Annotated in this window: 20 protein-coding genes; 9 read left to right on the top strand and 11 right to left on the bottom strand. The window is 73.6% G+C overall.

Going from position 1 to position 24,482, the window contains the following annotated elements:
* The first annotated feature begins 3 nt into the window (after nucleotides 1–3).
* Both J2X64_RS01075 and J2X64_RS01080 read left to right on the top strand, forming a co-directional pair.
* Nucleotides 4–540 (top strand): NUDIX hydrolase family protein, encoded by a 537-nt coding sequence (locus tag J2X64_RS01075; RefSeq protein ID WP_310148380.1) that lies wholly within the window; start codon nucleotides 4–6, stop codon nucleotides 538–540.
* 79 nt (nucleotides 541–619) lie between these two features.
* Nucleotides 620–2,302 carry a hypothetical protein gene (locus tag J2X64_RS01080; RefSeq protein WP_310148382.1) on the top strand — a complete coding sequence of 561 codons (1,683 nt, stop codon included), beginning with the start codon at nucleotides 620–622 and terminating at the stop codon, nucleotides 2,300–2,302.
* A gap of 25 nt (nucleotides 2,303–2,327) precedes the next feature.
* Here J2X64_RS01080 and J2X64_RS01085 read toward each other — a convergent pair whose 3' ends face one another.
* Complete coding sequence (locus J2X64_RS01085; RefSeq protein WP_310148385.1) at nucleotides 2,328–3,074, bottom strand: lysophospholipid acyltransferase family protein; 747 nt, start codon at nucleotides 3,072–3,074, stop codon at nucleotides 2,328–2,330.
* Between the two features lie 16 nt (nucleotides 3,075–3,090).
* Nucleotides 3,091–7,014, bottom strand: coding sequence for a type VII secretion protein EccCa (gene eccCa / locus J2X64_RS01090; RefSeq protein WP_310148388.1), 3,924 nt, complete (start codon nucleotides 7,012–7,014; stop codon nucleotides 3,091–3,093).
* A gap of 248 nt (nucleotides 7,015–7,262) precedes the next feature.
* Here eccCa and J2X64_RS01095 point away from each other — a divergent pair, with 248 nt between their 5' ends.
* Both J2X64_RS01095 and J2X64_RS01100 read left to right on the top strand, forming a co-directional pair.
* Nucleotides 7,263–8,813, top strand: coding sequence for a hypothetical protein (locus J2X64_RS01095; RefSeq protein WP_310148391.1), 1,551 nt, complete (start codon nucleotides 7,263–7,265; stop codon nucleotides 8,811–8,813).
* A gap of 77 nt (nucleotides 8,814–8,890) precedes the next feature.
* Entirely contained in the window at nucleotides 8,891–9,661 is a 771-nt protein-coding gene (locus J2X64_RS01100) for a hypothetical protein (RefSeq protein WP_310148394.1), read from the top strand.
* A 16-nt stretch (nucleotides 9,662–9,677) separates the two neighbouring features.
* Here J2X64_RS01100 and J2X64_RS01105 read toward each other — a convergent pair whose 3' ends face one another.
* The 8 genes from J2X64_RS01105 to J2X64_RS01140 form a co-directional block, all read right to left on the bottom strand.
* Nucleotides 9,678–10,136, bottom strand: a complete 459-nt coding sequence (locus J2X64_RS01105) for a hypothetical protein (protein ID WP_310148397.1) — start codon at nucleotides 10,134–10,136, stop codon at nucleotides 9,678–9,680.
* Between the two features lie 4 nt (nucleotides 10,137–10,140).
* Complete coding sequence (locus J2X64_RS01110) at nucleotides 10,141–10,890, bottom strand: hypothetical protein (protein ID WP_310148400.1); 750 nt, start codon at nucleotides 10,888–10,890, stop codon at nucleotides 10,141–10,143.
* Entirely contained in the window at nucleotides 10,887–11,825 is a 939-nt protein-coding gene (locus J2X64_RS01115) for a hypothetical protein (protein ID WP_310148403.1), read from the bottom strand. Before J2X64_RS01115 ends, J2X64_RS01110 begins: the two co-directional genes overlap by 4 nt.
* A gap of 23 nt (nucleotides 11,826–11,848) precedes the next feature.
* Nucleotides 11,849–13,282, bottom strand: a complete 1,434-nt coding sequence (locus tag J2X64_RS01120) for a WXG100 family type VII secretion target (RefSeq protein ID WP_310148410.1) — start codon at nucleotides 13,280–13,282, stop codon at nucleotides 11,849–11,851.
* A gap of 2 nt (nucleotides 13,283–13,284) precedes the next feature.
* The gene (locus tag J2X64_RS01125; RefSeq protein WP_310148414.1) at nucleotides 13,285–14,691 is read right to left on the bottom strand and encodes a S8/S53 family peptidase; all 1,407 of its coding nucleotides are present in this window, start codon (nucleotides 14,689–14,691) and stop codon (nucleotides 13,285–13,287) included.
* 31 nt (nucleotides 14,692–14,722) lie between these two features.
* Nucleotides 14,723–15,358, bottom strand: a complete 636-nt coding sequence (locus tag J2X64_RS01130) for a hypothetical protein (protein ID WP_310148419.1) — start codon at nucleotides 15,356–15,358, stop codon at nucleotides 14,723–14,725.
* Between the two features lie 92 nt (nucleotides 15,359–15,450).
* Nucleotides 15,451–15,732 (bottom strand): WXG100 family type VII secretion target, encoded by a 282-nt coding sequence (locus J2X64_RS01135; protein WP_310148421.1) that lies wholly within the window; start codon nucleotides 15,730–15,732, stop codon nucleotides 15,451–15,453.
* A gap of 2 nt (nucleotides 15,733–15,734) precedes the next feature.
* On the bottom strand, nucleotides 15,735–16,034 hold the full coding sequence (locus J2X64_RS01140; RefSeq protein WP_310148424.1) for a WXG100 family type VII secretion target: 300 nt from the start codon (nucleotides 16,032–16,034) through the stop codon (nucleotides 15,735–15,737).
* 216 nt (nucleotides 16,035–16,250) lie between these two features.
* Here J2X64_RS01140 and eccD point away from each other — a divergent pair, with 216 nt between their 5' ends.
* The 5 genes from eccD (at nucleotide 16,251) to valS (ending at nucleotide 23,850) form a co-directional block, all read left to right on the top strand.
* A complete protein-coding gene (gene eccD / locus J2X64_RS01145; protein ID WP_310148427.1) occupies nucleotides 16,251–17,588 on the top strand; it encodes a type VII secretion integral membrane protein EccD in 1,338 nt (445 codons plus the stop codon).
* A 122-nt stretch (nucleotides 17,589–17,710) separates the two neighbouring features.
* Nucleotides 17,711–18,523, top strand: a complete 813-nt coding sequence (locus J2X64_RS01150) for a hypothetical protein (RefSeq protein WP_310148429.1) — start codon at nucleotides 17,711–17,713, stop codon at nucleotides 18,521–18,523.
* Nucleotides 18,524–18,611: 88 nt separating this feature from the next.
* A complete protein-coding gene (gene eccB, locus J2X64_RS01155) occupies nucleotides 18,612–19,952 on the top strand; it encodes a type VII secretion protein EccB (RefSeq protein ID WP_310148432.1) in 1,341 nt (446 codons plus the stop codon).
* Entirely contained in the window at nucleotides 19,949–21,169 is a 1,221-nt protein-coding gene (locus J2X64_RS01160; protein ID WP_310148434.1) for a S8 family serine peptidase, read from the top strand. The genes eccB and J2X64_RS01160 overlap by 4 nt, the downstream gene beginning before the upstream one ends.
* Nucleotides 21,170–21,219: 50 nt before the next feature.
* On the top strand, nucleotides 21,220–23,850 hold the full coding sequence (valS, locus tag J2X64_RS01165; protein WP_310148436.1) for a valine--tRNA ligase: 2,631 nt from the start codon (nucleotides 21,220–21,222) through the stop codon (nucleotides 23,848–23,850).
* On the opposite strand, the gene J2X64_RS01170 is transcribed toward valS, so the two are convergent.
* Nucleotides 23,781–24,482, bottom strand: coding sequence for a hypothetical protein (locus J2X64_RS01170; protein ID WP_310148439.1), 702 nt, complete (start codon nucleotides 24,480–24,482; stop codon nucleotides 23,781–23,783). The genes valS and J2X64_RS01170 overlap by 70 nt on opposite strands.

Below are 24,482 nucleotides of genomic sequence, written 5' to 3' on the forward strand. Positions count from 1 at the left end.
GTCATGAGTCCGCTCGAGCTCGAACGCAGTGAGTCCTGGCTGTCCCGCGAGGACCTCGACGCGGCGCGGCAGCGACTGCCGATCCTCTACGTCGACGCCGTGCCGGTCCGGGTGGACGAGCGCGGGGCCGTCACCGCGGTCGGGCTGCTCCTGCGGGCCTCCGACGGCGAGATCAACCGCGAGCTCGTGTCGGGTCGCGTGCTCTACCACGAGCGCGTGCGCGACGCCCTGATCCGCCACCTGGAGAAGGACCTCGGACCCATGGCCCTGCCGCAGGTCCCGGCCAGCCCCCAGCCGTTCACCGTCGCCGAGTACTTCCCCACCCCGGGGGTCACGCCGTTCCACGACCCGCGGCAGCACGCGGTCTCCCTGGCCTTCGTCGTCCCGGTCGCCGGCGACTGCCAGCCGCAGCAGGACGCCCTCGACCTCGCCTGGCTCAGCCCCGAGGAGGCCCTCCAGCCCTCGGTGGTCGAGGAGATGGCCGGGGGCCACGGCGTGCTGCTGCGCCAGGCCCTGGCGCACCTCGGGCACGCGATCTGACGATCTCGCAGCCGAATTCCCCCGACATCAACCGAACGGCTGAGGTGTGAACCGCAGGCATCAGGGGACACTGGGTGACGTGCCGGGGGAAATCGCCACATACCTCCTCGGCGCCCAAGGGGGCGACGAGGAGGCTTTTGCGCGCCTGTACGCCGCCACGAACCCCGTCCTGGTCCGTTACCTGAGGTCCGTCGGCGTCGACGACGCCGCCGGAATGGCCCTCGCGAGCTGGCCCACCCTGCTCAACCGCCTGCCCGCGTGCCCGGCCGACGACGACGACTGGTTCGAGCTCGCCGTGGGCACGGCCCGCGAGATCGCGACCGCCGGTGGTTCCCCGGCCCTCGGCACCAGCGCCCCGCCGACCCCCTCGACCGCCACCGCGGACCCGGCCGGCGCGACGCCGTCCGGCGCAACCTCCGCGGACGCCGTGGCGAATGTCGGCGCGGACCCCGTGGACACCGGCGTCGCGGCTCTCCGGGCCTGTGGTCAGGACTCCGCGGACGTGCTGGCCATGGCCGTCGTGGCCGGCCTGGGCCGGGACTCCATGGCCCGGCTGACCGGCGAGGAGCCGACCGCCGTGCTCGAGCTCGTGCGCCGCGGCCAGTACCGCCTGACGCTCCCCCTCGAGGAGCTGTATGCCGCGATGGCGGCACCGGCGCGGCCCGACGAGCTCGCCGACGCCGCCGTCGTCCAGGGCCTCTTCGGTGACGAGTCGCGCGCCGTGGCCCCTCCGGTCGTGCCCGGGACGCTCGCGTCCGGTGCGGCTGCAGCTGCCGTTGCCACTGCCGCTGGCGCGGCACCGGGCCCCGACGCCGTCCCGCCGGTGACGCTCACCCCGGTCGCCGGCGCTGCGCTCACCGAGCCGTCCGTCGTCGACCTGCTCACGTGGCAGGCCCCTGCGGCCGGCCCCACGCTCGTCCGCCCCGTCCCCCCTCGTGGCGCCCGCGAGGCCTCCCGCGGCGCCCGGGCCGGTGCCGGCGCGGCCGCCTGGGTCATCGCGCTCGGCGGCGTGGGAGCTGCCGCCGCCATGAGCGGGCTGCTGCCGGCCGTCGTCGACAACCTCTTCCGCGGACCGGTGAACCGTCCCGTGGTGACCGCCCAGGGCCCGGTCGTGCCCGGCCCCACCGCATCCGGCGGCGGGCCCGTCGTGACGCCCCCGGGCGTCGAGCCCACCGGACCCGGCACCCAGCCGGGCACCCAGCCCGGTGAGCCGCCGGTCGGCGGAGGCACCGTGGAGCCCGTGGACCTGACCGGTACCGGCACCGCCGGGACGGTCGTGATCAGCACCGCCGCGTTCACCACCCCCGCAGGCGGTGGCACCACCCCCGCAGGTGGCTCCTCCGGCGGCGCCGCGGGCTCGTCCACCCCTCCCCCTGCGACCTCCGGCGGGGGCACCGTCACCGGTGGCGGCACCGTGACGGGCGGCGGCACTACCTCCGGAGGTCCGGTGACGGGCAGCGGGAAGCCGATCCCCGGCACGGCCACCGGCCACACCCCCACCAAGACCGCTGCTGCCACCGCCAGGGCACAGGCCAAGGGCGCGGCTGCGGCTGCTCGCGCCCAGGCCAAGGCCGAGCGGGCCGCAGCCAAGGTCAGGGCCCAGGCGGACAAGGCCAAGGCGGCGAAGGCCGCGAAGGCCAAGGCGGCGAAGGCGAAGGCCGCCAAGGCCAAGGCGGCCAAGACCAAGGCCGCCAAGGCCAAGGCGGCCAAGACCAAGGCCGCGAAGGCCAAGGCGGCCCAGGCCAAGGGCAAGAAGGCCTGAGCGGTCCGGACGGTCCCGGGGCGGTTCAGCCCGCGGTGCGCCGTGCCCTGCGGTCGGCCGCGTCCATGGTGTCGGCCTCCTCGAGGGTCGGCGCAGTGCCGCCCAGGCGCGCCGGCAGCAGGTCCCGCTCGGCGTCCGGCCACGCCGGGTAGGCGGCCTGGTCGGCCTCGAGCTGGGCACGCATGACCTCCTTGACCCGCGCCGTCGCCGCCACCGGGTCCTCGTCAGGCGCAACCACCAGGGGAGCGCCCACGGTGATGAACAGCGGGACGTGGTGGCGACCCATCCGGCGGGGTCGGCCCTTGGTCCAGATGCGCTGGGAGCCCCAGATCGTCACGGGCAGCACCGGGACCCCGGCCTGCTGCGCCAGCCGCACCGCCCCGGACTTGAACTCCTTGAGCTCGAAAGACCGGCTGATCGTGGCCTCGGGGAAGACCCCGACGATCTCACCGGACCGCAGCGCGGACAGCGCCGTCCCGAAGGACTCCTGGCCCGCCTCGCGGTCGACCGGGATGTGGCGCATCCCCGTCATGAGGGGGCGGGCGACGGGGTTGCCCCAGATCGACTTCTTCGCCATGAACCGCACGAGGCGGCCGGCCTCGACACCGGCGAGGCCGGCATACGTGAAGTCGAAGTAGCCCGTGTGGTTGATCATCATGACGGCGCCACCGGTGCGCGGGACGTGGTCGAGCCCGCGCAGGCGCATCTTCAACCCCTGGAAGGCGAACAGCGCTCGGGCGACACCGATCACGGACGAGTAGACCGGCTCCATGGGCCCAGCCTAGAGGTCAGCCGTGGCGTGACGGGGTCCAGGCAACCTGCATCACGTTGTTGCCTGTCTCACGTGAGACGAGGCGTCCGCGCCCGGGTACGGCCGGCACCGGCTTGATGTTGCCGATGAGCGGGCCCTCGTCCGGGCTGCCGGAGAGCAGGATGCCGGGGCTGGCCAGGTCGCGCAGGCTCTGCATGACCGACTCGTACGACGCCCGGCTCGCCCCACCGGTGCGCCGGGTGACGACGAGGTGCAGGCCGACGTCGCCGGCCTGGGCCAGCAGCGGCACGAGGGCCGCCAGCGGGCTGCCGGCCGAGGTCACCACGAGGTCGTAGTCGTCGACGAGCACGAACACCTCGGCGCCCTTCCACCAGCTCCGGGTGCGCAGCTGCTCGGGCGTGACGTCCGGTCCGGGGAGGCGCGAGCGCAGGTATGCCGCGAGCTCGGGGATGTTCTGCGCCACCTGGTCCTCGGTGGTGAAGTACTCGCGCAGGTACTCGTCGGGGATCTCGCCGAGCAGGCCGCGGCGGTAGTCGACCGCGAAGATCTGCGCCTCCTGCGGGGTGTAGAGGCGCATGACCTCGCTGGCGTAGGTGCGCAGCATGGCCGTCTTGCCCGAGTCGCTGTCGCCGAAGAGGTAGAGGTGCGGCTCCTCCGTGGGGTCCACGCCGATCGGGGCGAGGTTGCCCTCGTCGATGCCGAGCAGGATGCGCCGGTCCGCGGGCCGCGTCTGCGCGCGCACCTGCTCGAGGTCGATCCGGTCCGGCAGCAGCCGCAGCTTGGGGCTGCTGGGGCCCTGCCACGCCGCGTTGACGCGCTCGACGAGGTCGTCGACGCCGGCGCCGAGGCTGCCGGCGTCGCCGCTGCCGTCGATGCGGGGGATCCCGGCGAGGAAGTGGTGCCGGGTCGCCTCGATGCCGCGGCCCGGCCGGCCCTTCGGCACGTTCGCCGCGAGCTTGCGGTCGATCTCGGAGTCGCTGGTGTCGCCGAGGCGCAGCTCCAGGCGCGTGCCGAAGACGTCCTTGACCGCGCTGCGGAAGTCCATCCACCGGTTCGTGGTGGCGACGAGGTGCAGGCCGAAGGTCAGGCCGCGCCCGGCGAGCTCCTGGATCTGCAGCTCGAGCTCGTCGAACTCGGCGCGCAGCGTGGGCCAGCCGTCGACGACGAGGAACACGTCGCCGTACCCGTCGTCGGCCCGGCCCTCGGCCCGGCGCCGCCGGTAGGTCTCGATCGAGTCGATGCCCTGCGCGCGGAAGTACGCCTCGCGCTTGTCGACGATGCCGCGCAGCTCGGCGAACATGCGGCGCACGACGTCCGGCTCGTTCCGGCTGGCGACCCCGGCGACGTGGGCGAGCTTGACCAGCGGCGAGAACGTGCCGCCGCCGAAGTCCATCACGTAGAACTGCGACTCGAGCGGCGTCGTGGTGAGCGCGAGGGCCGTCACCAGCGTCCGGGCGAGCGTGCTCTTGCCACTGCGCGGGCCGCCGACGATCGCGACGTGGCCGGCCGCTCCCCCGAGGCCGACGGACAGGACGTCCCGGCGCTGCTCCAGCGGCCGGTCGACGATGCCCAGCGGGACGACGAGTGACCCGGCCGCACGCCACGACGGCGAGACGAGGCCGAGCTGGTCGTGCGTCGTGAGGTCGCCGAAGAGGCGGTCGAGGGAGTCCGGCACGTCCAGCGGCGGCAGCCAGACCTGGTGGGCGGGGCGGCCCTTGCCGCGCATCTTGGCCACGGCGATGTCGAAGGTGGCGCGGTCCTCGCGGGGGCCCTCGTCGACGACGGGCGCCTCGGTCTCGGTGCTGAGGCGCAGCACCGGCGCGGCGGAGAACGGGATGATCTCGCCGGTGGTCCCGGTGTTGCCGGTGTGGGCGCGCCGGCGGGCCGGCGGCGGACCGGAGACGTAGGCCGCCTTGAACTTGAGCAGGGTGGTCTGGTCCGGCTTGAGGAAGCCGAGGCCCGGCACGGCCGGCAGCTCGTACGCGTCGGGCACGCCGATGACGGTGCGCGACTCCGACGCGGAGAAGGTGCGCAGGCCGATCCGGTACGACAGGTGCGACTCCAGGCCGCGCAGTCGCCCCTCCTCCAGCCGCTGGGAGGCGAGCAGCAGGTGCATCGACAGCGACCGGCCGAGCCGGCCGATCGCGACGAACAGCTCGACGAACTCCGGCCGCGCGGCCAGCAGCTCGGAGAACTCGTCCGCGACGATGAGCAGCGCCGGCAGCGGCTCGAGGTCGGCCCCCGCGGCGCGCGCCTTCTCGTAGTCGGTGACGTTGGCGAAGTTGCCGGCGGCGCGCAGCAGCTCCTGGCGGCGCACCATCTCGCCGTGCAGGGCGTCCTGCATGCGGTCGACGAGGCTGAGCTCCTGGCCGAGGTTGGTGATGACGGCGGACACGTGCGGCATGTCGGCCATGCCGGCGAACGTCGCACCACCCTTGAAGTCGACGAGGACGAAGTTGAGCGCCTCGGACGAGTGCGTCATCGCGAGCGCGAGGACGAGCGTGCGCAGCACCTCCGACTTGCCCGAGCCGGTGGCGCCGATGACCAGGCCGTGCGGGCCCATGCCCTGCTGGGCCGACTCCTTGATGTCGAGCGAGACGACCTGCCCCTGCGCACCGACGCCGATCGGCACCCGCAGCCGGTCGCGCTGCAGCCGCGGCCGCCAGGCGGCCTCCGGGTCGTAGTCGCGCACGTCGCCGAGGCCGAGGAGGTCCACGAGCTCGGTGGTGCCGGTCATGGCGTCGCGGCGCTCGGGCTCGGCACCGGCATACAGCGGCGCGAGCCGGCGCGCCGCGGCCTCGGCCTGCACGAGCGACATCTGGTCGGCGAACCCGCGCGCGGGCTCGCTGGCCAGCGTGAGGATCTGCATCGGCACCCGGCCGGCGTACGGGCCGGAGGTGGCCGGCTGGCCGAGGGCGAGGCGCATGCGGCTGTCCACGGACAGCTCGTCCCAGCGCTCGGGCAGGTGCAGCACGGTCACGCCGAGCACGCCGTCCTCGGTGACGATCGCGTTGCCGGGGGGCACGTCGCCGCCGTCCACCACGACGAGCACGTGCGGCAGCGTCATGGTCTCGGAGAACCCGAACCGGGGGCGCTCGCGCAGCTCGGCGGGCAGCATCGGCTCGAGGTCCGACAGGGACGAGGCGACCATGCGGGCCGGGCCGACCCCGTCGCGCTCGCGCTGGCTGTGGGCATGTGGCAGCCACTTGACCCACTCCCACTCGGGGAGGGCGTCGGACCCGGCGACGACCGCGACCTGGAGCTGGTCGGGCGCGTGCTGGGTGGTGGCCGCGGCGATGATGCTGCGGGCCAGGGCGCGGGCCGGCTCGGCGTCGCCGGTGACCTCGATGCGGGAGAAGTACGGCAGGCTCACCGACGCCGGCAGGTCGGGCTGGACCCGGTGGGTGGACAGCAGCCGGTGCAGCGCGGAGGCGGCGACGGGGTCGAGCTGGGCCATGGGCGGGGTGTCGGGGGCCTCGAGCGTGATGCACAGGGGCTGGTTCGTGCGCCCGAACCGCACCCGCAGGAAGTCGTCGTCGCCGGTCGAGCGCTCCCAGACCCGGGTGCGCTCCTCGCACACGGCGGGCAGGGCCTCGGGCGCCGGGTTGTTCCACAGGGCCGCGGCACGCTGGCGGTTCGCGGCCTCCCGGACGGTCGAGCGGACCTCGCCGAGGTAGGCGAGGTACTCGCGCCGGGCCTCGCTGACACCGGCCGCGTGCTGCTGTCGCTGCTTCCAGCCGTTGACGCCGACGAACCCGAGCGAGGCGAGCAGGAACATGCCGCCGGCGATGTAGCCCTTGATCCCGGGCTGTGAGAGGGCCACGAAGGCGATCGAGCCGACGCTGCCGAGCATCGGCACGGCATTCATGAGCAGGGAGCTGGCGCCCTCGCTCGGCGTGATCTCCGGCGGGGACTGGAGGACGATCCGGCCGGAGGGCACCTCAGGAGCCTGCTCGCGCGGCCCCCTCCGCAACGTCACTGCCATGTGGTGTGCGCCCTCCTCGACGACCGACTGTCCCCATCAGGCGGCCACCGACTCCCCCGAGACGGACGGCACCCCTGCACGTGCGGGCCCAACCTACCCTCTCCCCCGCCGGGGCAGCGCGCTGACGTGCGGCCCGGCCACGGTCAGGCACTATTGTTCCGGGGAGCCGTGGGGGCAGGACGTACGCAGCGAGGGGAGGCAGGGTGTCCGGCGAGGAGTCAGCGCACCGGGTGTCCCTGCTCGCCGACGACCGGCGGTACGACCTCGTGGCCCCCGCGAACGCGCAGGTGGGCGACCTGCTCGCCGCCCTCGGCATCGCCCCGCGCAACAGCCCGTATGCCGTCGCCACGCCGGCCGGCCGCGTCATCGCGCTGCACGAGGTGCTCGCCGACGCCGTGCCCGAGGGCGCCCTGCTCACCGTCGTCCGCGCCACCACCCACGAGGTGCCCCGCGACGTGCGCAACCTCGACCCGTCCGTGGTGGCGGCGGGGGCGCGCTCGCCCGAGGGACAGGGCGGCCGGTACGTGCCCCCGTCCGAGGCGACGGTCGCCCGCCGCCAGCTGTCCGAGGTCACGCGCCGCCGCGGCGACCTGTCCGTCGAGGCCTCGGCGGACCCGGCGGCGGCCGTGGCCGTTGCGGCCCTCCCGCTCGCGCCGACCGCGCCCTCGGCCGCGTGGCTGCAGCCGCAGGCGCTGGCCCGGTGGGCCGCAGCCGGGGTCGCAGCGGCCGCAGCCCTCGTCCTCGGCCTCGGCGCCCTCCGCGGACAGCTGTCGAGCGGGACGTCCTGGCCGGCGGCGGCCTCCCTCCTGCTGTTCGTCCCCGGCCTGGCGCTGGCCCTCGACGCGTCGGCGAACGGCCGGCTCTCCCGGCTGGTGGCGCCGGTGTTCGGCTTCGCTGCCGGCCTCGCCCTGCCCGTCAGCGACTCCCCCGGCTCCGGACGCATCGCCGTCCTCGCCGGCTGCGTCCTCGCCACCGCGCTCGCGGGCGTGTCCCGCATCGTCGGTGGCCCCTCCGACCGCGCCTCGCGCGCGGCCATGACGGCCTTCGCCGCCGTGGGGAGCCTGTGCGTCGTCGGGGTGCTGCTCGACTGGCCGTCGTTCGCCGTGGCGGCCGTCGTGGCGGGGCTCGTGCCGGCGGTCGTGCGGCTGCTGCCCTCGCTCGGCTTCGACCTGCCCGACGAGCAGCTCGTCGACGTCGATCGGCTCGCCACCACCATCTGGACCGCGCGCGTGCAGCAGGTGCGTCGCTTCCGGCGGCTGCGGCCGCGCGAGGTGGACGGCGTCTTCCACGAGGCACGGGAGACCGTGGCTGCCGGCACGGTGTGGGGCTGCCTCGTCGCCGCCGTCGCGCTTGCCGTCCTCGTGGCCACGCCGGGCCGGTCCGCGCTCGCCACGTGGGGCGGCGTCGGGCTGTGCGCGGCCGTCACCCTCGCCCTGGGCTACCAGTCGCGCACGGTGCGCGACCGGCTCCCCCGCACCGCGATGCTCACCACCGCGGGCGTTGCTGCGCTGCTCGGGACGTATGCCGCAGGGGCGCGGCTCGCGGATGCCTGGGGCTTCCTGCTGCTGGCCCTCGCGACGGTCCTGGGGCTGGTCGCCGTAGGAGGCGCCGTCGCGCTGGCCCGCGGCTGGCACTCCACCCGCCTGTCCCGCCTGTCCGACCTGCTCGAGTCGTTCGCGGTGGTGCTGAGCCTGCCCGTGGCTGCCGTCGCCGCCGACGGCATCGAGGCCTTCCGGCGGCTGACCTCCGGCTGACCGGCGACCCGACCCGACGACCAGCAGCCCCCGACCAGCGGCCCATGACCACGCGCCCCCGACGGAACGAGGACCCGGTGAGCACCACGGCGAAGAGCACGGCCCGAGCCGGCCGGAGGGAGGACGGCATGCGGCTGTGGGGCCGGGTGCTGCTCGTCGTCGTCGCCCACCTGCTGCTGCTCGCAGCGGTCTGGTGGTCGTGGCACCCCAGGCTCGGCGACCACAACACGACCCCGGGGATGTACCCGAAGACCCTCGGCATGGCGGTTGTCTGCGGGTTCCTGCTCGTCCTGCTCCAGGTGACGGACAGGATCCCCTTCACGGGGCTGTGCGCGATGTTTCTCCTGGTGCCGTTCGCCACGTTCTTCGTGCAGTACGCCGGCTACCGGGTGTGGACGACCGCCGTCATGGAGCCGACGAGCAACGTCACCGTCACGCAGTCCGAGCACCTGTTCAACGGTGGCTACCGCGTGCGGGTGACCGGTGCGGACCCCGGCGAGACCGTGGCGTACTCCACCCTCGGGCAGCGGACACCCAACTACTACCAGTACTCCGTCGTCCGGCCCGGCCAGAAGGCTGACCTCATCACCGACCCGACAGGGCTGTCCGTACCGATGCTGCGACCCCAGGGGTGGGCCGGGTCACCCGACTCGCGCACCTCGCCCCTGTGGGCCTCGGTGTCCCTGGTGTCGCTCGCGTACCTCGAGCTGATCTGCTTCTCCGCGTTGACCCGTCGGCGCAGCCAGATCATGGCCGTCGACGACAAGGGACGCTTCGGCGGACCCAAGGCCAAGCGGTCCCGCACCAGGGCAACCGTCGCCGAGGACACCGCGGACGAGAGCGCCTGAGCGACTGCCGCCCGCGTCAGTCGACGTCGGGCAGCGGCATCTGCCGGATGCGCTCCATCTGCTCGCGCATCTCGCGCAGGTTGCGGCGGGCGGCGCCGATCGACGCCGACAGGTCCTCGCTCGCCGGGTCGTCCGACTCCAGCGCGTCCTCCTGGACCCGCATCACCTCGCGGGCGTTCTCCGCGGCCGTGCGCCGGACGTTCTCGGCGGCCGGGGACTCGTCGACCCCTGCCACGACTGCCGTCGCGCTCGTCTCGCCGAGGTCGATCTGGCGCTGGAGCCGCTGCCAGTCGGGGCCGAGCTCGCCCCGACGCGCCTTCGCCGCGCGCTCCTCGTCCTCCGGCTCCACCTTCGCGAGGTATGCCTCGTGCTCCTCGATGGCCTCGCGGGTGTCGCGCTCGATGTCCGCCTGGATGCTGCGGATCTCCCCCAGCAGGGCGCGGACCTCCGCGATCGCGCGGTCTGCCTCGCTCATCTCGTCACACTCCGAAGTTGTTCTGGGCGGCCTCGTCGATCCGCGACCCGTTGTACATCGCCAGGCCGCCGGCGACGGTGGTCATGGCGAGCTTCAGCGCGTGCATGATGTTGATGACCGAGTAGATGGCCTTGACGAACTTCTCGATGGCGTCCAGCACGCGGCGGATGAGGCTGATGGCGCGGTCGAACTTCTGCCAGAAGCTGCGGATGTGGATCGCGATGTCCGCTGCTCCCACCAGCCAGCCGACGACCGGCACCGAAGCCTCGATGATGAGCCGCTCGAGGATGTCGCTGATGAACGAGATCAGCGTGCCGATGCCCAGGCACGCCGACCTGGCCACCTCGATGAGGCTGCCGGTCAGCTCGCCGGTGAGCTGGCAGCCCTGCGCGTAGATGGCGTAGGTGCCGCCGAGCGAGGTCATCCGCGAGCGGAAGGCGGTGGCGGCCTCGCCGTCCCAGACGTCGGCAGTGCCGGCGTCGAGGGCGGTGAAGTTCTCACCGACCGCGGTGCAGATCTTGCCCGCGCCGCCCCAGCCCTGCTGGGCCACGCCCATGAGGCCCCAGTCGCCGCACAGCGGCTTCACCAGCTCGAGCAGGGGGTCGGTGCCGAAGGCCTCGCGGCAGAAGCCGAGCAGGTGGCCGATGAGGAAGCCGCAGCTGGACTCGAACTCCTTGGCGAAGTCGTCGTCGGACGCTACGGCCAGGCTCTGCGAGGCGTAGGCCGAGGGGTCGACCTTCTCGTAGACGCTCACCAGGTGCCTCCCTTGTGGTTCTTCGCCCAGGTGATGCCGCCGTCGTTCTTCGGGCCGTTCACGGCGTCGTTGACCTGCTGCGTCTGGTCGATGGTGTCGCCGAGCCGTTCGCCCGCCTTGAGGACGTCCTGCCCCTCGCTCACCAGCGCCGTGGGCGCCTGCAGCGCCTTGCTCGCGGTGTCGATGCGACTGGCGTCGCGGGCCGTCACCGCCCCCGCCGCGGGCGACGGGGAGGCCGGGTCGTTGTCGAGGTACGGGTGCCTCCGGGCGAAGTCCTGGCCGTCGGCGTAGGCGGCTCGCTGCCGGTTGCGCAGGTAGTTGCCGCGCTCGGTCGGCGACATCCCGTCGATCTTCTTGCGCAGCGCGTTGAACTGCTTGTCCAGACCGCGCTGGATCCAGTACTTGGGGTCGGTGCGCTGGGTGGAGTCGAAGTTGCCCTGCTGGATGCGCCAGATCTCCTTGGGGTTCTGCCACAGCGGCTTGGAGTAGTGGGTCGCATTGTCGACGTAGGTCTTCCACGACTTCATCCCGTCGAGGAAGCCGCCGCCGGACGGCGTGCCCGAGACCGGGCCGACCGGCACCCCGCTGCGCACGGTCCCGCCCGTGGGCGCCTCGTACGGCGGGAGGTTCACGCCCTTCTTCGCCATCGCCTCGTAGGCCGCCCGGTCGCGCGCGATGAACTCCTTGCGCGTGCCGTTCGTCAGCGTGGCGCACGTGTCGGCGATCGTCGACCCGTTGGACATGCCGCGGGTGCCCGCCTCGTAGGCGCGCGAGTAGTGCCCCTCGAGCAGCCCGAGGACGCCGGTGAAGGCGCCGCTGGCGCGGCAGTTCGCCTGGACGAACCGCCCCGCGCCGTCCATGTGTGTCCGCTGCCGGTCCAGGACCTGCTGGGCGAGGTCCAGCTGGGCGATCTCGACCTTGATCTTCGGTGCCATCGTGCTTCCCCCTCTCGGGACGGCTACTCCCAGACGGAGTCGCTCGCCTCGGCGTCGTCGTACCAGTTCTCCTCGTCCTCGTGGGTGAGGAACTCCTTGCCCTTCTTCTTGTCGCTGCCGCCGCCGGCGCCGCCCCCGGCACCGCCGCCTGCGACGCCGTTGGCACCGCGGCTGCCGGCACCCTGCCCGGACGCCGTCGCGCCCGGGCCCCCCGTACCGGCGCCACGCCCGGACGCACCGTCGAGCTTGGGGACGCCGTACTTGCCCCCCGCCGAGGCACCACGCACCGACGAGCCGCTCCCGGCTCCGGCACCACCGCAGCCTGCGGGGACCATGCCGCCGCCGCGTCCTCCGGCCGCCCCGGCCACGCCGGTCCCACCGCCCGAGGCGCTGCCGCCGGGCACGGCCGAGGTGCCCGTGAGGTTGCCCAGCGCTCCACGGGCCGAACCACCCGCGGCCCGGCTGAGGCCGGACAGGGAGCCGCCGGCCTCTCGGCCGAGGCCGGACAGGAGCCCACCGGCTGAGCCGCCGGCGCCGCGGACCAGGCCCGCGGCTCCGCCCGCGACCATGCCGATCCCTCCGACCGCACCGGCCAGCCCGCCCACGCCCCCGAGGGCAGAACCGCCGAGGTTGCCGCTCACGCCCGTCGTGCCGCTGACGCCGGTGAACCCGGGGACCGTCCCGGAGACAACGCCGTCCGCCGTGGTGCCCGAGTCGTCGATGAGGCCGCCGGTGGGGACCGTGGTGGGGATGGTCGGGTCGATGCCGGGGTGGTACACGCCGCCCGACGGGACGAAGCCGCTCGTGGAGCCGACCGTGGGGACGGCGCCGGTGTGTCCCCCGGAGTACCCGGTCGGGGTGCTCCCCCCGCCGGTCGGAGTGCTTCCGCCGCCTCCACCGCTGGGCAGGTTCGAGGTCTGGTCGTCCCCGTGGGGGGCAGCCTCGACCGGCAGGGTACTGGTGGCCGAGGCCATGTCCGTGCTCAGCTGGCGAAGGGCCGCTGCTGCGGCGGCCTCCCGCTGCTGCTCCTGCTGGGACACTGCCGCGTCGTAGGCCGCCTGGTCGAACGTCTTCCCCACGGGCTCGGTGCTGCCCGGCTCGAGGCCTGTCTGGCGCACGTAGGCGGCCCGGTCCGGGGAGGTGTCGACCGTCTCGACCTTGTCGGCGAGCGCCGTCTGCGCCGTGGTCACGGCCGTGTCGGCGAGGTCGAGACTCGACTTGACCTTCCGCAGGGCCTTGGCGTGCTCGGTGAGGCTCGATGTCAGGCGGTCCATCGCCGCGAACGCGGCGTCGGCGCCCTCACCCTCCCAGTCGAGGCCGAGGTCGTTCTTGGTGCTCTTGACGCTGGCGACCAGGGCGTCGATCCGGGCGGCCGCGGCCTCCCAGTCCTCCCCCTGTGCCTTGATGTCGGACGCCGCGTCGCGGATCTTCGCGAGCTCGCTCTCCTTGGGTCCCACTGTCAGCTCCCCTCCCCTGGTTGTGCGACCGGACGAGCGCCCGGTCCCCTGCGCATGAACATGAAGGCGCCACCCGCGACGAGCAGTACCAGGACCACCACCACGACCCAGACCCACACGGGGACGCCGCCCGACGTGGAGGACGAGGGTGTCGGCGGGCCGCCGGCCGAGCCGGCCGAGGGGCCTGGCGCCGCGGTCGCGGTCGCCGTTCCCGGCGTCGACGACGGTGAGGACGCCGTCGTGCTCGTGAGCAGGCGGCCGGCGGCGATCTCCTGGGCGGTGGGACCGGCGATGCCGCCGTCCCCGACCAGTGGGTTGGTGTCGGGATACGTGGCCGGGTCCACCGACATGAGGTCGGTGGCGTCGAAGATGCCCCAGCCGAACCCGGTCCGCGACGTGCCGACGATCTTGGGGAACCCACTGCCCTCCCGCCGGTACCACCAGATCCAGCCCTTCTTCCCGGTGGTACTGGTGCCCTGCTTCATGCCCGGGTTGTGCAGCGCCGCCTGGAGCACCTGGCCCGCCGTTGCGGAGGGGTACTTCGACCAGTACGCCGCCAGGCCCCCGGCGACGAGGGGCGCGGCATACGAGGAGCCGTCGGCGACGACACCCTGGGGCAGCCACCGCCCCTGCTTGTCGTGGGTGCCCAGGGCCATGCCGACCCCCGGCGCGCAGAACGCGATGCCGTTCCCGCCGTAGGGAGCCGCGTGAGGTGAGACCTTTCCGGTCTTGTCGCAGCCGTTGACGGCGACCACGCCGTTGTAGCCCGACGGGAAGTCGAGCACCTTCGGTGCGGGTGCGGCGACGAGGATGGCGCCGGCGTGCTGGGCCTCGGCCATGGCCCGCTTCATGTCCTCGTCCAACCCGCTCTGGCCGTAGCTCATCGTGATGATCTTGGCTCCGGCCTCGAGCGCCCGCTCGATGGCTGTCGCCGTGCTGTTCAGGTGCTTGTCGTCGGGCGGGGCGCAGTCGAGGTGCTCGCCGAGACCGATCATGTAGTGACGCAGCGTCGCCTGCGGGGCGATGCCCTCGACCCCCGGCATCCCGTTCGCCGGTGTGCCCGTGCCGACGATGAGCTGGGCGATCCGGGTGGCGTGGTCCGCCTCGGTGGTCGTCGCGCTCGTCTCCTTCTCCCAGCAGACGCTCTCGCTCGAGGCGACCCTGCCCCTGACGTCGGCCGCCTTCGTGTCCATCAGGCCGTCGAGGACCGCGATCGTGATGCCCTTGCCGGTGCCGCCCTGCCGGTGCAGATCGTCGAACCCCATCGCCGCCGGCCACCAGGGCCGCTGCACCGCCTGCGCGGAGGGCAGCGTCGCTGCGCCCCCGAGCACGGGCAGCAGCGCCGCGAGGGCGACGAGCGCGGCGACGGGGAGGAGACGACGCCGACGGCGTCCGGTTCCGCGTTGCATCGGGGGTAGCGACTCCTTCGTCACCCGCGCGTCAGCGCGAGGCCTTCACCTGGGTCTGGCTGTCGTCGGCCGGTGCGGGTGGCGCACCACCGCCCACGGTGTTGTCACCCGTCGCCGGTGCCGTGGGCACGCCGTCCTGCCCCCCGGGCTGCTGACCGGCGGGCTGCTGCCCGGCGCCGTGCTGACCGGCTGCGGAGGACTGCCGGACCGCCTCGTCCTGGACGGCTTCGGCGTCCTCGGCCTCCTTGCTGGCGTTCGCCTGCTTGTTCTGGGCGTCCGCGTGCAGGTCCTGACGTCGCGAGGGGTCGCTCGTCGCGAGACCGGCGAAGACGTCACCGGCGGAGTTGTCCCTGTCCTCGAGGTGCTTGGCGACCTGGAGCAGCTTCGCCTGGTACTCCTTGACGTCCTCCTCCACGCCCTTGAGCGTGTCCTCGTAGATCTTCTTGGCGGCCGCGTAGACCGTGCCGAAGTCGCGGCAGGAGTCGATCCCCGAGAAGGAGTTCGCCGTCAGCGTCGTGCCCGCGACCTTGCTGTGGCTCTCGGTCGCCTTCTCGGTCCACGTCGCACCCCGGTTGTGGGCCAGGGTGCGGATGATCTCGAAGTCCGCCTTGAGCTTGCCGTTGGCGTAGCGGTACCCGGTCGGCTTGTCCTCGTCGGGAAGGCCCATGGTCGTTCGTCCCCCTGCAGTGTGTGGTCGTTCGTCCTCGCCCAGTCGACACGGCACGTGCCGGGGCGAGAGCCCCGGCACGACCGTGACGACTAGCCGCCGAACAGGCCGGCCGACTTCTTGTCGCCGTCCATGTAGTCCTGGTTGCTGGTGTCGACGGCGGCGCCGATCTCAGCGAGGCGGACCTTCATGTCGGTGAGCGCCTGCGTCCACTTCTTCTTGGCCTCGTGGTACGCGGCCTTGGCCGTACCGTCCCACTCGCTCTGCAGCGGCGCGAGCGCCGAGTCCATCTCGGCCAGCTTGGCCTCGATCTTGCCCGCGGACTGGGCGAGGTCGCCGGCCGCCTGGCTCAGTCCACCGTGGTCGACGAGCATGGTCACATCCCCCCGTACTTGTTGCTGATCGCCTGGGCCGCGTTCTCGTCCCGCTCCCGGAAGGTGCGGTCGGTCTCGCGGAGGTTGGCCTCGAACGTGTCGAGCGCCGCGATGATCTTCTTCGAGTCGTCCTTCCAGAGGTTGAACGTGCGGTCGAAGCCCGCCGCGCCCTGCCCCTGCCACATCGACTTCAGTCCAGCCAGCCGACCCTCCAGCGCGGCGAGCTCGCCATCGAGCTGCCCCTTGTAGTCAGCGACGACTGCGGCGCCCTTTTGGAGTACGCCATCACCAGCTGCAAGCATCAGTGCCTCCCAACTTCCACGCGTCTGGCCCCCCTCGGGGCACACGGAATCCCTGCGTCTGTCGCACGGAGCGGACCCCAAGATTTCGATCTCCCCCGAGGTCCGGTGCCCGACATTAGCAACGATGTCCGAAGTGCGACATGGGGAGCACTCCCCTCTATGCTGCGTTCGACCGAGGGGTAGTTGAGGTGCACTCGTGCAACCGGGAGGGGACTCGTGACGCAGGCGACCACGTCCGCATCGCTCATCCGTGTGTCGGTGACCGCCGGCTCACGCCGGGCGGACCTCGGCGTGCCGGGCGGCATACCCGTCGCCGAGCTGCTCCCGGAGCTCGCCCGCGAGCTGGGGCAGCTCGACCCCGCCACCGCCGTCCGTGGCTTCCGCCTGGTCCGGCACGACGGGATCCCCGTCGAGCCCGACCGCAGCCTGGCGGCGCAGGGGGTCGAGGACGGCTTCGTCCTGGCCCTCGAGCCGGCCGGTGACCCCATCGAGCTCAAGGTCTACGACGACGTCGTCGAGGCCGTCGCCGACCTCGTCGAGTCCTCGTTCGCGCCCTGGACCCCCGAGCACAGCGCGCGGACCGCCCTGGGGGCGGCCGTCGTCCTGTTCCTGTCCGGCGCGGTCGCCCTCTTCACCGCGCGCACCCACGGCGCCCTGGTCGTGGGCCTGGCCGCTGTCGTGGCCGTGCTGCTCGTGGTCGCCGCCGCCGTGCTGTCCCACGCCCGCCGGCAGGAGGTGTCCGGAGCGGCTCTGGCCGTCACCGCGGGCGCGTATGCCGCGGTGGCCGGGTTCGCGGTCGGCACCGGCGGTTCCGTCTGGGGCCTCCCCCTGCTGTATGCCGGTGCCGCGACCGCCGTCGTCGGCGGTCTCGGCGTCCTCGCCGTGACCGCGCACCGCCCCGTGGTGGCCGCGGTGGCGGTGGTCGGCTTCGTCATGGCCGTGACCGGAGCCCTGGTCCACTTCGCCGGCTGGTCGATCGGGTCGGTGGCCGGCTGCGTCCTCGCGGTGGCCGTGCTGGTCGGCGGCCTGCTCCCGTGGTTCGCGCTGTCCTCGAGCCGCCTCACCACCCACCCCCCGCGCACCGAGGGCGAGATCTACGCCGACCCCCCGGCCATCGACAACCGCGCCGTGCGCCGCCAGGTCCTGGCCGGCCACGACCTCATGCTCGGCCTCTCGGTCGCGGCCGGGGCGGTCGCCCTCCTCGCCGCGCCCTTTGCGGCCGCGACCGGGATCCTCGGCACCGTCCTCGGCGTCGTCGGGTTCGTGGCCGTGCTGCTGCGCACGCGCCACAGCCGGACGCGGGCCACGGTCCTGGTCGCCATGGTCGCCGGCGTCCTCGGGCTGGCCACGGTCGGCATCGCCGCCGCGGTGACCCACCCCGGCTGGCGGTCCGCGATCGGCGTGGGCATGGCTGCGGGTGCCGCGCTGGTCGTGGCGCTGGCGCTGATCGCGCCGCGGTCGCGCGTGCGGCTCGGCCGGGCTGCGGACGCCATCGACGGCGCCTGCCTCGTGGCGGTGCTGCCGCTGGCCGTCGCGGCGACCGGGGTGTTCTGACCCGGTTCGCGCCTGACGTGCCGATGGTGTGGGACGTCCCCTATGCTCTGTCCGGCCGGGCGTCCGCGTGACGCCGGGCGCCGGGGACTGATCGTTTCGAACGTCCAGGGGGACCCTTCACCGTGAGCACCATCCGTCGTGCGTCCGCACTGTCCGCCGCCGCCCTGCTCGGGGCCGGCCTCATCGCCGTCGGGGCCCAGTCGGCCCAGGCCGAGGACCTTCCCACGCCCGTCGTGACGACCCAGGTCGCAGGGATCTCCGCTCAGCTGCAGGCGGCTCCGCCGGTCGGCCTGCCGAGCGACCTGTGCGACATCCTCGACCCGCTGCCGGTCTGCCCGACCATCCCCACCGAGGTGCCGACGGACACGTCGTCGACGACCGGGTCCCCCACCTCGACGGCTCCCGAGCCGACGGACCAGCCGTCCACGACGACGACCGACGTGCCGTCCACGCCGCCCACCAGCGACACCCCCACGGTGCCCACGACCACGACGTCCGACCCGGGCACCGGTGGCGGCAACGGTGACGGCGGCGGCAGCTCCGGTGGCGGCAACGGTGACGGCGGCGGGAACGGCAACGGGAACGGCAACGGCGGCGGCGGCAACCCCGGCAGCACCGGCGGCGGGTCCACCGGCGGCAGCGTCCCCACCGGCACGCTCGGCACCGACCCGGTCGCCGTCGAGGGCAACGTCGGCCGCGGCGACTGCGGCCTGTTCTGCGCCGGCTCCTACGCCGACGCGACCGGCACGCCCAACGCCCCGGCCTCGGCCGCCGGCGCCGCGGCGGACCCGGCCGGCACCGCGCCGGCCGTCCTGGCCCGGACCGGTTCGCCGATCAGCTCGATGACGACGCTCGCTGGTGTCCTGCTGCTCGCCGGGGCCCTCGTCCTGGCGACCCGCCAGCGGCTCACCCCGGCATACCGTCGCCGGCACTGACGCGGCACCCGACCCCCACCACCACGGCGACGCCGCCCCGTAGGGTGGCCGTCGTCGAAGCACCCACCGCGAGAGGCAGGAACCGGCCGTGGCCACGAAGAAGGATCTGGTCGAGGCCCAGGCCTTCAGCCGCCGCAGGCTGACCACCGCCTTCGTCGCGGGCGCCCCGGGCGGCCGCGAGGTCGAGCCGCAGCGGCCGTGGCGGGCCATCATCGGCGGGCTGGCCGTGACCGCCCTCGTCGCCGTCGGGGGACTTGTCGCCGGCGTGCTGAGTCCGGGCCTGCCGTCGGGCTGGGACGACAACCGCCTGGTGATCGCCAAGAAGAGCGGCGCCCGGTACGTCGCCATCAAGAAGACGCTCTACCCGGTCATCAACACCACGAGCGCGCGGCTGCTGATCCCGGCCGACGAGTTCAAGGTCGTGACCGTCAACGACGACAAGATCGCCACGACCCCGCGCGGCGCGGCCATCGGCATCCTCGGTGCCCCCGACTCGCTGACGCCGGCCGGCCGGCTGTCGCGCACCGGGTGGGTGTCGTGCGTGGCGCAGTCCGGCGCGCAGCGCACGGTCGTCGGCCAGCGCGCCGTGAGCACGCCTGCGACCGCAAGCGCCGCAGTGGTCCGCACCGCCGACGGCCTGTTCGTCGTCACCGGCGGCTACCGCCTGCCGGTCAAGGGCGACGAGGCCGCCTCGGTGCTGCGCCAGCTGCGCCTGGAGTCGGTCACGCCGATCCCCGCCCCCGCGGCGTGGACCAGCCTCTTCCCGCAGGGCCCGACCCTGGGGGCCTTCCGCATCCCCGACGCCGGCAAGGCCCGGGCCGGTCTGCCCCCGGGCGCCGTCGTCGGCTCCGTCCTGGCGGTCAAGGACTCCGGCACCTCGACCCCGCGCCGCTACGTCGTGCTCGGCACGGGCGAGCTGGCCCTCATCACCCCGTTCGCGTACGCGCTCTACCAGCTCGGATCCGGCCGCACCGTCGGCGCGGACATCCAGGTCACCCCGGCCGAGATCGCCGGCCTCAAGACGACCGACCGCCAGGTCGTGCCGGCGCAGTGGCCGGAGCAGATCCCCCAGCCGCTGGACGCACCGCCCTGCGCCACCCTGACCGCCGGGCCCAACACGCTGCCGTCGACCGCCCTGTCGACCTCGACCACGGTCAAGGCGACCGAGGGCCAGGTCACCGAGGTCGAGGCCGGGTCGGGCGCACTGGTGCGCTCGATCGGCGACAACATCATCAACCGCGGCCCGGTGCTCGTCGTGGACCAGACCGCCACGGCATACAGCGTGGTCGGCGGTGACGACGTCCTGGCCCGGCTGGGGTACGCCAAGGGCGACGTGGTGCCGGTCCCCCAGGCGTGGGTCGGGCTGTTCGCGTCCGGTCCCGTGCTGAGCATCGCTGCGGCGCAGAACGCCGTCAGCACCAGGAAATGAGCCCGCGCCGGACCGCGGCCGCCGCCGTCGCCTCCCTCGTGGTGGGCCTCGGTGGTGTGGTGGCCGGTGCCACCCCGGCGGCCGCGGCCCAGTGCCAGCCGGGCAAGGTGCAGTACGTGCCCGAGGAGCCGTTGGCCCTCCAACGGCTCAACGCGCGCTTCGCCTGGACCCAGGCCACCGGGCGCGGCGTGGTCGTCGCAGTCGTGGACTCGGGCGTCGACGCGCGCAACGCCCACTTCAAGGGCGCCCTCGTGGAGGGCCGGTCGTTCGTCCCCAAGCTGCCCGCCAACCGGGACGACCTCGGCCACGGGACCGCCGTCGCCGGGGAGATCGTCGCCCGCGGGGTCAAGGGCTCGGGGCTGCTGGGACTGGCCCCCGAGGCCAAGGTCATGCCCGTGCGGGTCTTCTACTCCGACGACGAGGAGTCCCGCAGCGCGGGGGTGGGCCCCCGCCCGGACCGGATCGCCGCCGGCATCCGCTACGCCGCCGACCACGGGGCCAAGGTCGTCAACGTCTCGATGAGCACCCCCACCGACAACGCCGCCCTGCGCGAGGCCGTCACCTACGCCACGCGGCGCGGTGCCCTCGTCGTCGCCTCGGCCGGCAACCGCAACGTCTCGGAGAACAAGAGCGACTCGCCGCGCTACCCGGCCGCCTACCCCGAGGCGGTTGCGGTCGCCGCGGTCGACGTCTCGGACACCGTCGGCGAGGGCTCGATCCACGGCCCGCACGTCGACGTGGCCGCACCCGGCACCCGGATCCTCACGACGTACCTCGACGCCGGTGACTGCCTGCTCGAGCAGGACGAGGAGTCGACGAGCTTCGCGACGGCCTACGTCAGCGCCGCGGCCGCGCTGCTGGCCCAGCGGTTCCCCACCGAGGGACCGGCCGCCTGGAAGCACCGCCTGGAGTCGACCGCCGCCCGTGACCGACGCGACCAGCGCACGGACGCCGCCGGTTGGGGCCTGGTCCAGCCGTACGAGGCGCTGACGGCCCTGACCGACGCCAGCGTCGGCGGCCCGCCAGCCCCCGGCGAGAAGCCGCGCCCGGTGGTCACGCCCGCGCCCGAGCGGATCGACCTCAGCGCCCGCCGCGACCCCTACGCCCCCGAGCGCACGGCCGCCCTGTGGTGGAGCCTGCTCGGCGCCGGGGCCCTCGTCGCCCTCGCCCTCGGTGGGGTGATGCGCACGGGCCGCGCCCGCCGCCGCGCCACCTGACCCGCCGACCGGTTGGTACCGGCGCCCCCGCGGATGGGAGGATTCGGTCCATGACCGACGCCCTCATGACGCCTCGTGCCGCCACGATCCCCGACCGCCCCTCGATCGACGGGCTCGAGGACAAGTGGACGCAGGTATGGCGCGAGCAGGGCACCTTCACCTTCGACCGCGAGGCGGCCACCGCAGCCGGCCGCGAGAGCGTCTTCTCGATCGACACGCCGCCGCCGACCGCGTCCGGGTCGCTGCACATCGGGCACGTGTTCTCCTACACGCACACCGACTGCATGGCGCGGTACAAGCGGATGTCCGGCTTCCACGTCTTCTACCCGATCGGCTGGGACGACAACGGCCTGCCGACCGAGAAGCGCGTGCAGAACTACTACGGCGTGCGCGGCGACGCCTCGCTCCCCTACGACCCGGACTTCACGCCCGCGCACCGCGGTGACGTCAAGAGCACCAAGGCCGCCGACGCGCAGCCGATCTCGCGGCAGAACTTCATCGACCTGTGCGACGAGCTGACGGTCAAGGACGAGGAGGCGTTCGAGAGCCTCTTCCGCCGCCTCGGCCTGTCCTTCGACTGGGGCATCTCCTACCGCACCATCGACGACCGCTCGCGCGCGACGGCGCAGCAGGCGTTCCTGCGCAACCTGGCCCGCGGTGAGGCATACCAGTCCGAGGCGCCGGGCCTGTGGGACGTGACCTTCCAGACCGCGGTCGCCCAGGCCGAGCTCGAGGCCAAGGACTACCCCGGCCACTACCACCGGGTCGCCTTCCACCCGACCACCGACGGTGCCGACCCCGTGTACATCGAGACCACGCGGCCCGAGCTCATCCCCGCGGTGGTCGCCCTCATCGCCCACCCCGACGACGAGCGGTATGCCGGCCTGTTCGGCACCACGGTCCGCTCACCGCTGTTCGGGGTCGAGGTGCCGGTGCTCGCGCACCACGCCGCGGAGCCGGACAAGGGCGCCGGCATCGCGATGTGCTGCACCTTCGGCGACCTCACCGACGTCCTGTGGTGGCGCGAGCTGCAGCTCCCGACGCGGTCGGTCATCACCCGGAGCGGCCGGATCCAGGCCGAGGTGCCCGAGTGGCTCGCCGGTGGCCCTGGCGAGGCGCTGTTCGCCGAGCAGGTCGCGGGCAAGTCGACGTTCGGCGCGCGCGAGGCGATCGTCGCCGCGCTGCGCGAGTCCGGTGACCTCGACGGCGAGCCGACGCCGACCCAGCGCAAGGCCAACTTCTACGAGCGCGGTGAGAAGCCGCTCGAGATCGTCACCTCGCGCCAGTGGTACATCCGCAACGGTGGTCGCGACACCGAGCTCAACGCCGCGCTGATCGAGCGCGGGCGCGAGCTCGAGTGGCACCCGGCGTTCATGCGCTCGCGCTACGAGAACTGGGTCAGCGGCCTCAACGGCGACTGGCTCATCTCGCGCCAGCGCTTCTTCGGCGTGCCGATCCCCGTCTGGTACCCCCTCGATGCCGACGGCGAGCCGGTCTACGACACCCCGCTGGTGCCCTCGGAGGACCAGCTGCCGGTCGACCCGGCCGCGCAGGCCCCCGCCGGCTACGACGAGTCGCAGCGCGGCGAGCCCGGCGGCTTCGTCGGCGACCCCGACATCATGGACACCTGGGCGACGTCCTCGCTCACGCCGCAGATCGCCGGCGGCTGGCGCGGCGACGACGCCCTCATGGACCTCGTCTTCCCGATGGACCTGCGCCCGCAGGGGCACGACATCATCCGCACCTGGCTGTTCTCCACGGTGGTGCGCTCGCACTTCGAGTTCGGCTCCGTGCCGTGGCGCAACGCCGCGCTGTCCGGGTGGATCCTCGACCCCGACCGCAAGAAGATGAGCAAGTCCAAGGGCAACGTCGTCACTCCCGAGGACGTCGTCAAGGAGCACTCCGCCGACGCCGTGCGCTACTGGGCCGCCAGCGGGCGCCTGGGCGCCGACGCGGCATACGACACCGGGCAGATGAAGGTCGGGCGCCGGCTGGCGATCAAGATCCTCAACGCCACCAAGTTCGCCCTGTCGTTCGGAGAGGTGGACGGCGACCTCGCCACCGCGGTGACCAACCCGCTCGACCGCTCGATGCTCGCCGCGCTCGGCGACGTCGTTGCCAAGGCCACCGCGGGCTTCGAGGCGTGGGACCACACCCGCGCCCTCGAGGTCACCGAGTCGTTCTTCTGGACCTTCTGCGACGACTACCTCGAGCTCGTCAAGGACCGGGCCTACGGCGGCCAGGGCGAGGCCGAGGCGGCCTCCGCCCGCGCCGCCCTGCGCATCGCGCTCGACGTGCTGCTGCGCCTGTTCGCGCCGATGCTGCCGTACGTCACCGAGGAGGTCTGGTCCTGGTGGCACGACGGCTCGGTGCACCGCGCCGCCTGGCCGACCACGGACGACGTGGCCGCCGGCGTGGGTGGGGACCCGGAGGTCCTCGTCGCGGTCGGCGAGGCCCTGGCCGGCATCCGCAAGGCCAAGTCCGAGGCGAAGGTCGGCATGCGCGCCGAGGTCGCCGCGATCACGCTGGCCGGGCCCGACGCGTGGGCGCAGCGGGTCCAGCGGACCGAGGCGGACCTGCGCGCGGCCGGCCGGGTGACCGGGGCGGTGGGCTACGCCGAGGCTGAGACGCCCGAGGCGCGCGACGCCGAGCTGATCCCGGTGGAGAAGCCGAAGGCCTGAACCCTGCGGGCGCCGTCGGGCTGGACCGTGACCCACGGGACGTCCCAGCCCGCGATGCCCAGGGCCCGGGTCGTGAACCGTGCCTCGTCGAGCAGCGTGACCTGGCCGGTGGCCGGGTCGTAGACGTCGAGGAGCCGGTCGCCGTCGCCCGGCAGCACGAGGGTGACGTGGCGCGGCAGCGTGGCCGAGCCGATGTAGAGCAGGGCCGGCTCGCCGTCGGCGACGACGTCGAGCAGGCGGGCGTGGGCGGCGGCCAGACCGCCCCGCCCGAGCTGTCGCAGCGGCCGCACCTGGTACTGCGTGCCCCGGCGGGCCGCGCCGAACTCCAGCTCCTTGAGGGCGCCCCACGGGGGCGTTCCCAGGGCGCGTGGCCAGGGCAGGTTCAGCCGTCCCCCGCCGGAGAACAGCCGGTTCGTGCGGCGCATGACCACCCGCTCGTATGCCGCGAACCGCTCCTGCTCGGTGGCGCCGGGCGGGGCGTCGGCACGCGGCCCCTCGCCCGTGGTGATCCACCGGGCGAACTCGGGGTTGACGAGCATCCGGGCCACGGTGAGGCAGGCCGAGCCGCAGGTGACCGGGCTCTGCTGGACCGGGCCGACGTCACCGTTGCGCAACCGGAAGCCCGTGGTCAT

The sequence above is a fragment of the Phycicoccus sp. 3266 genome, from assembly GCF_031456495.1.
In the GTDB taxonomy this organism is placed as follows: domain Bacteria; phylum Actinomycetota; class Actinomycetes; order Actinomycetales; family Dermatophilaceae; genus Pedococcus.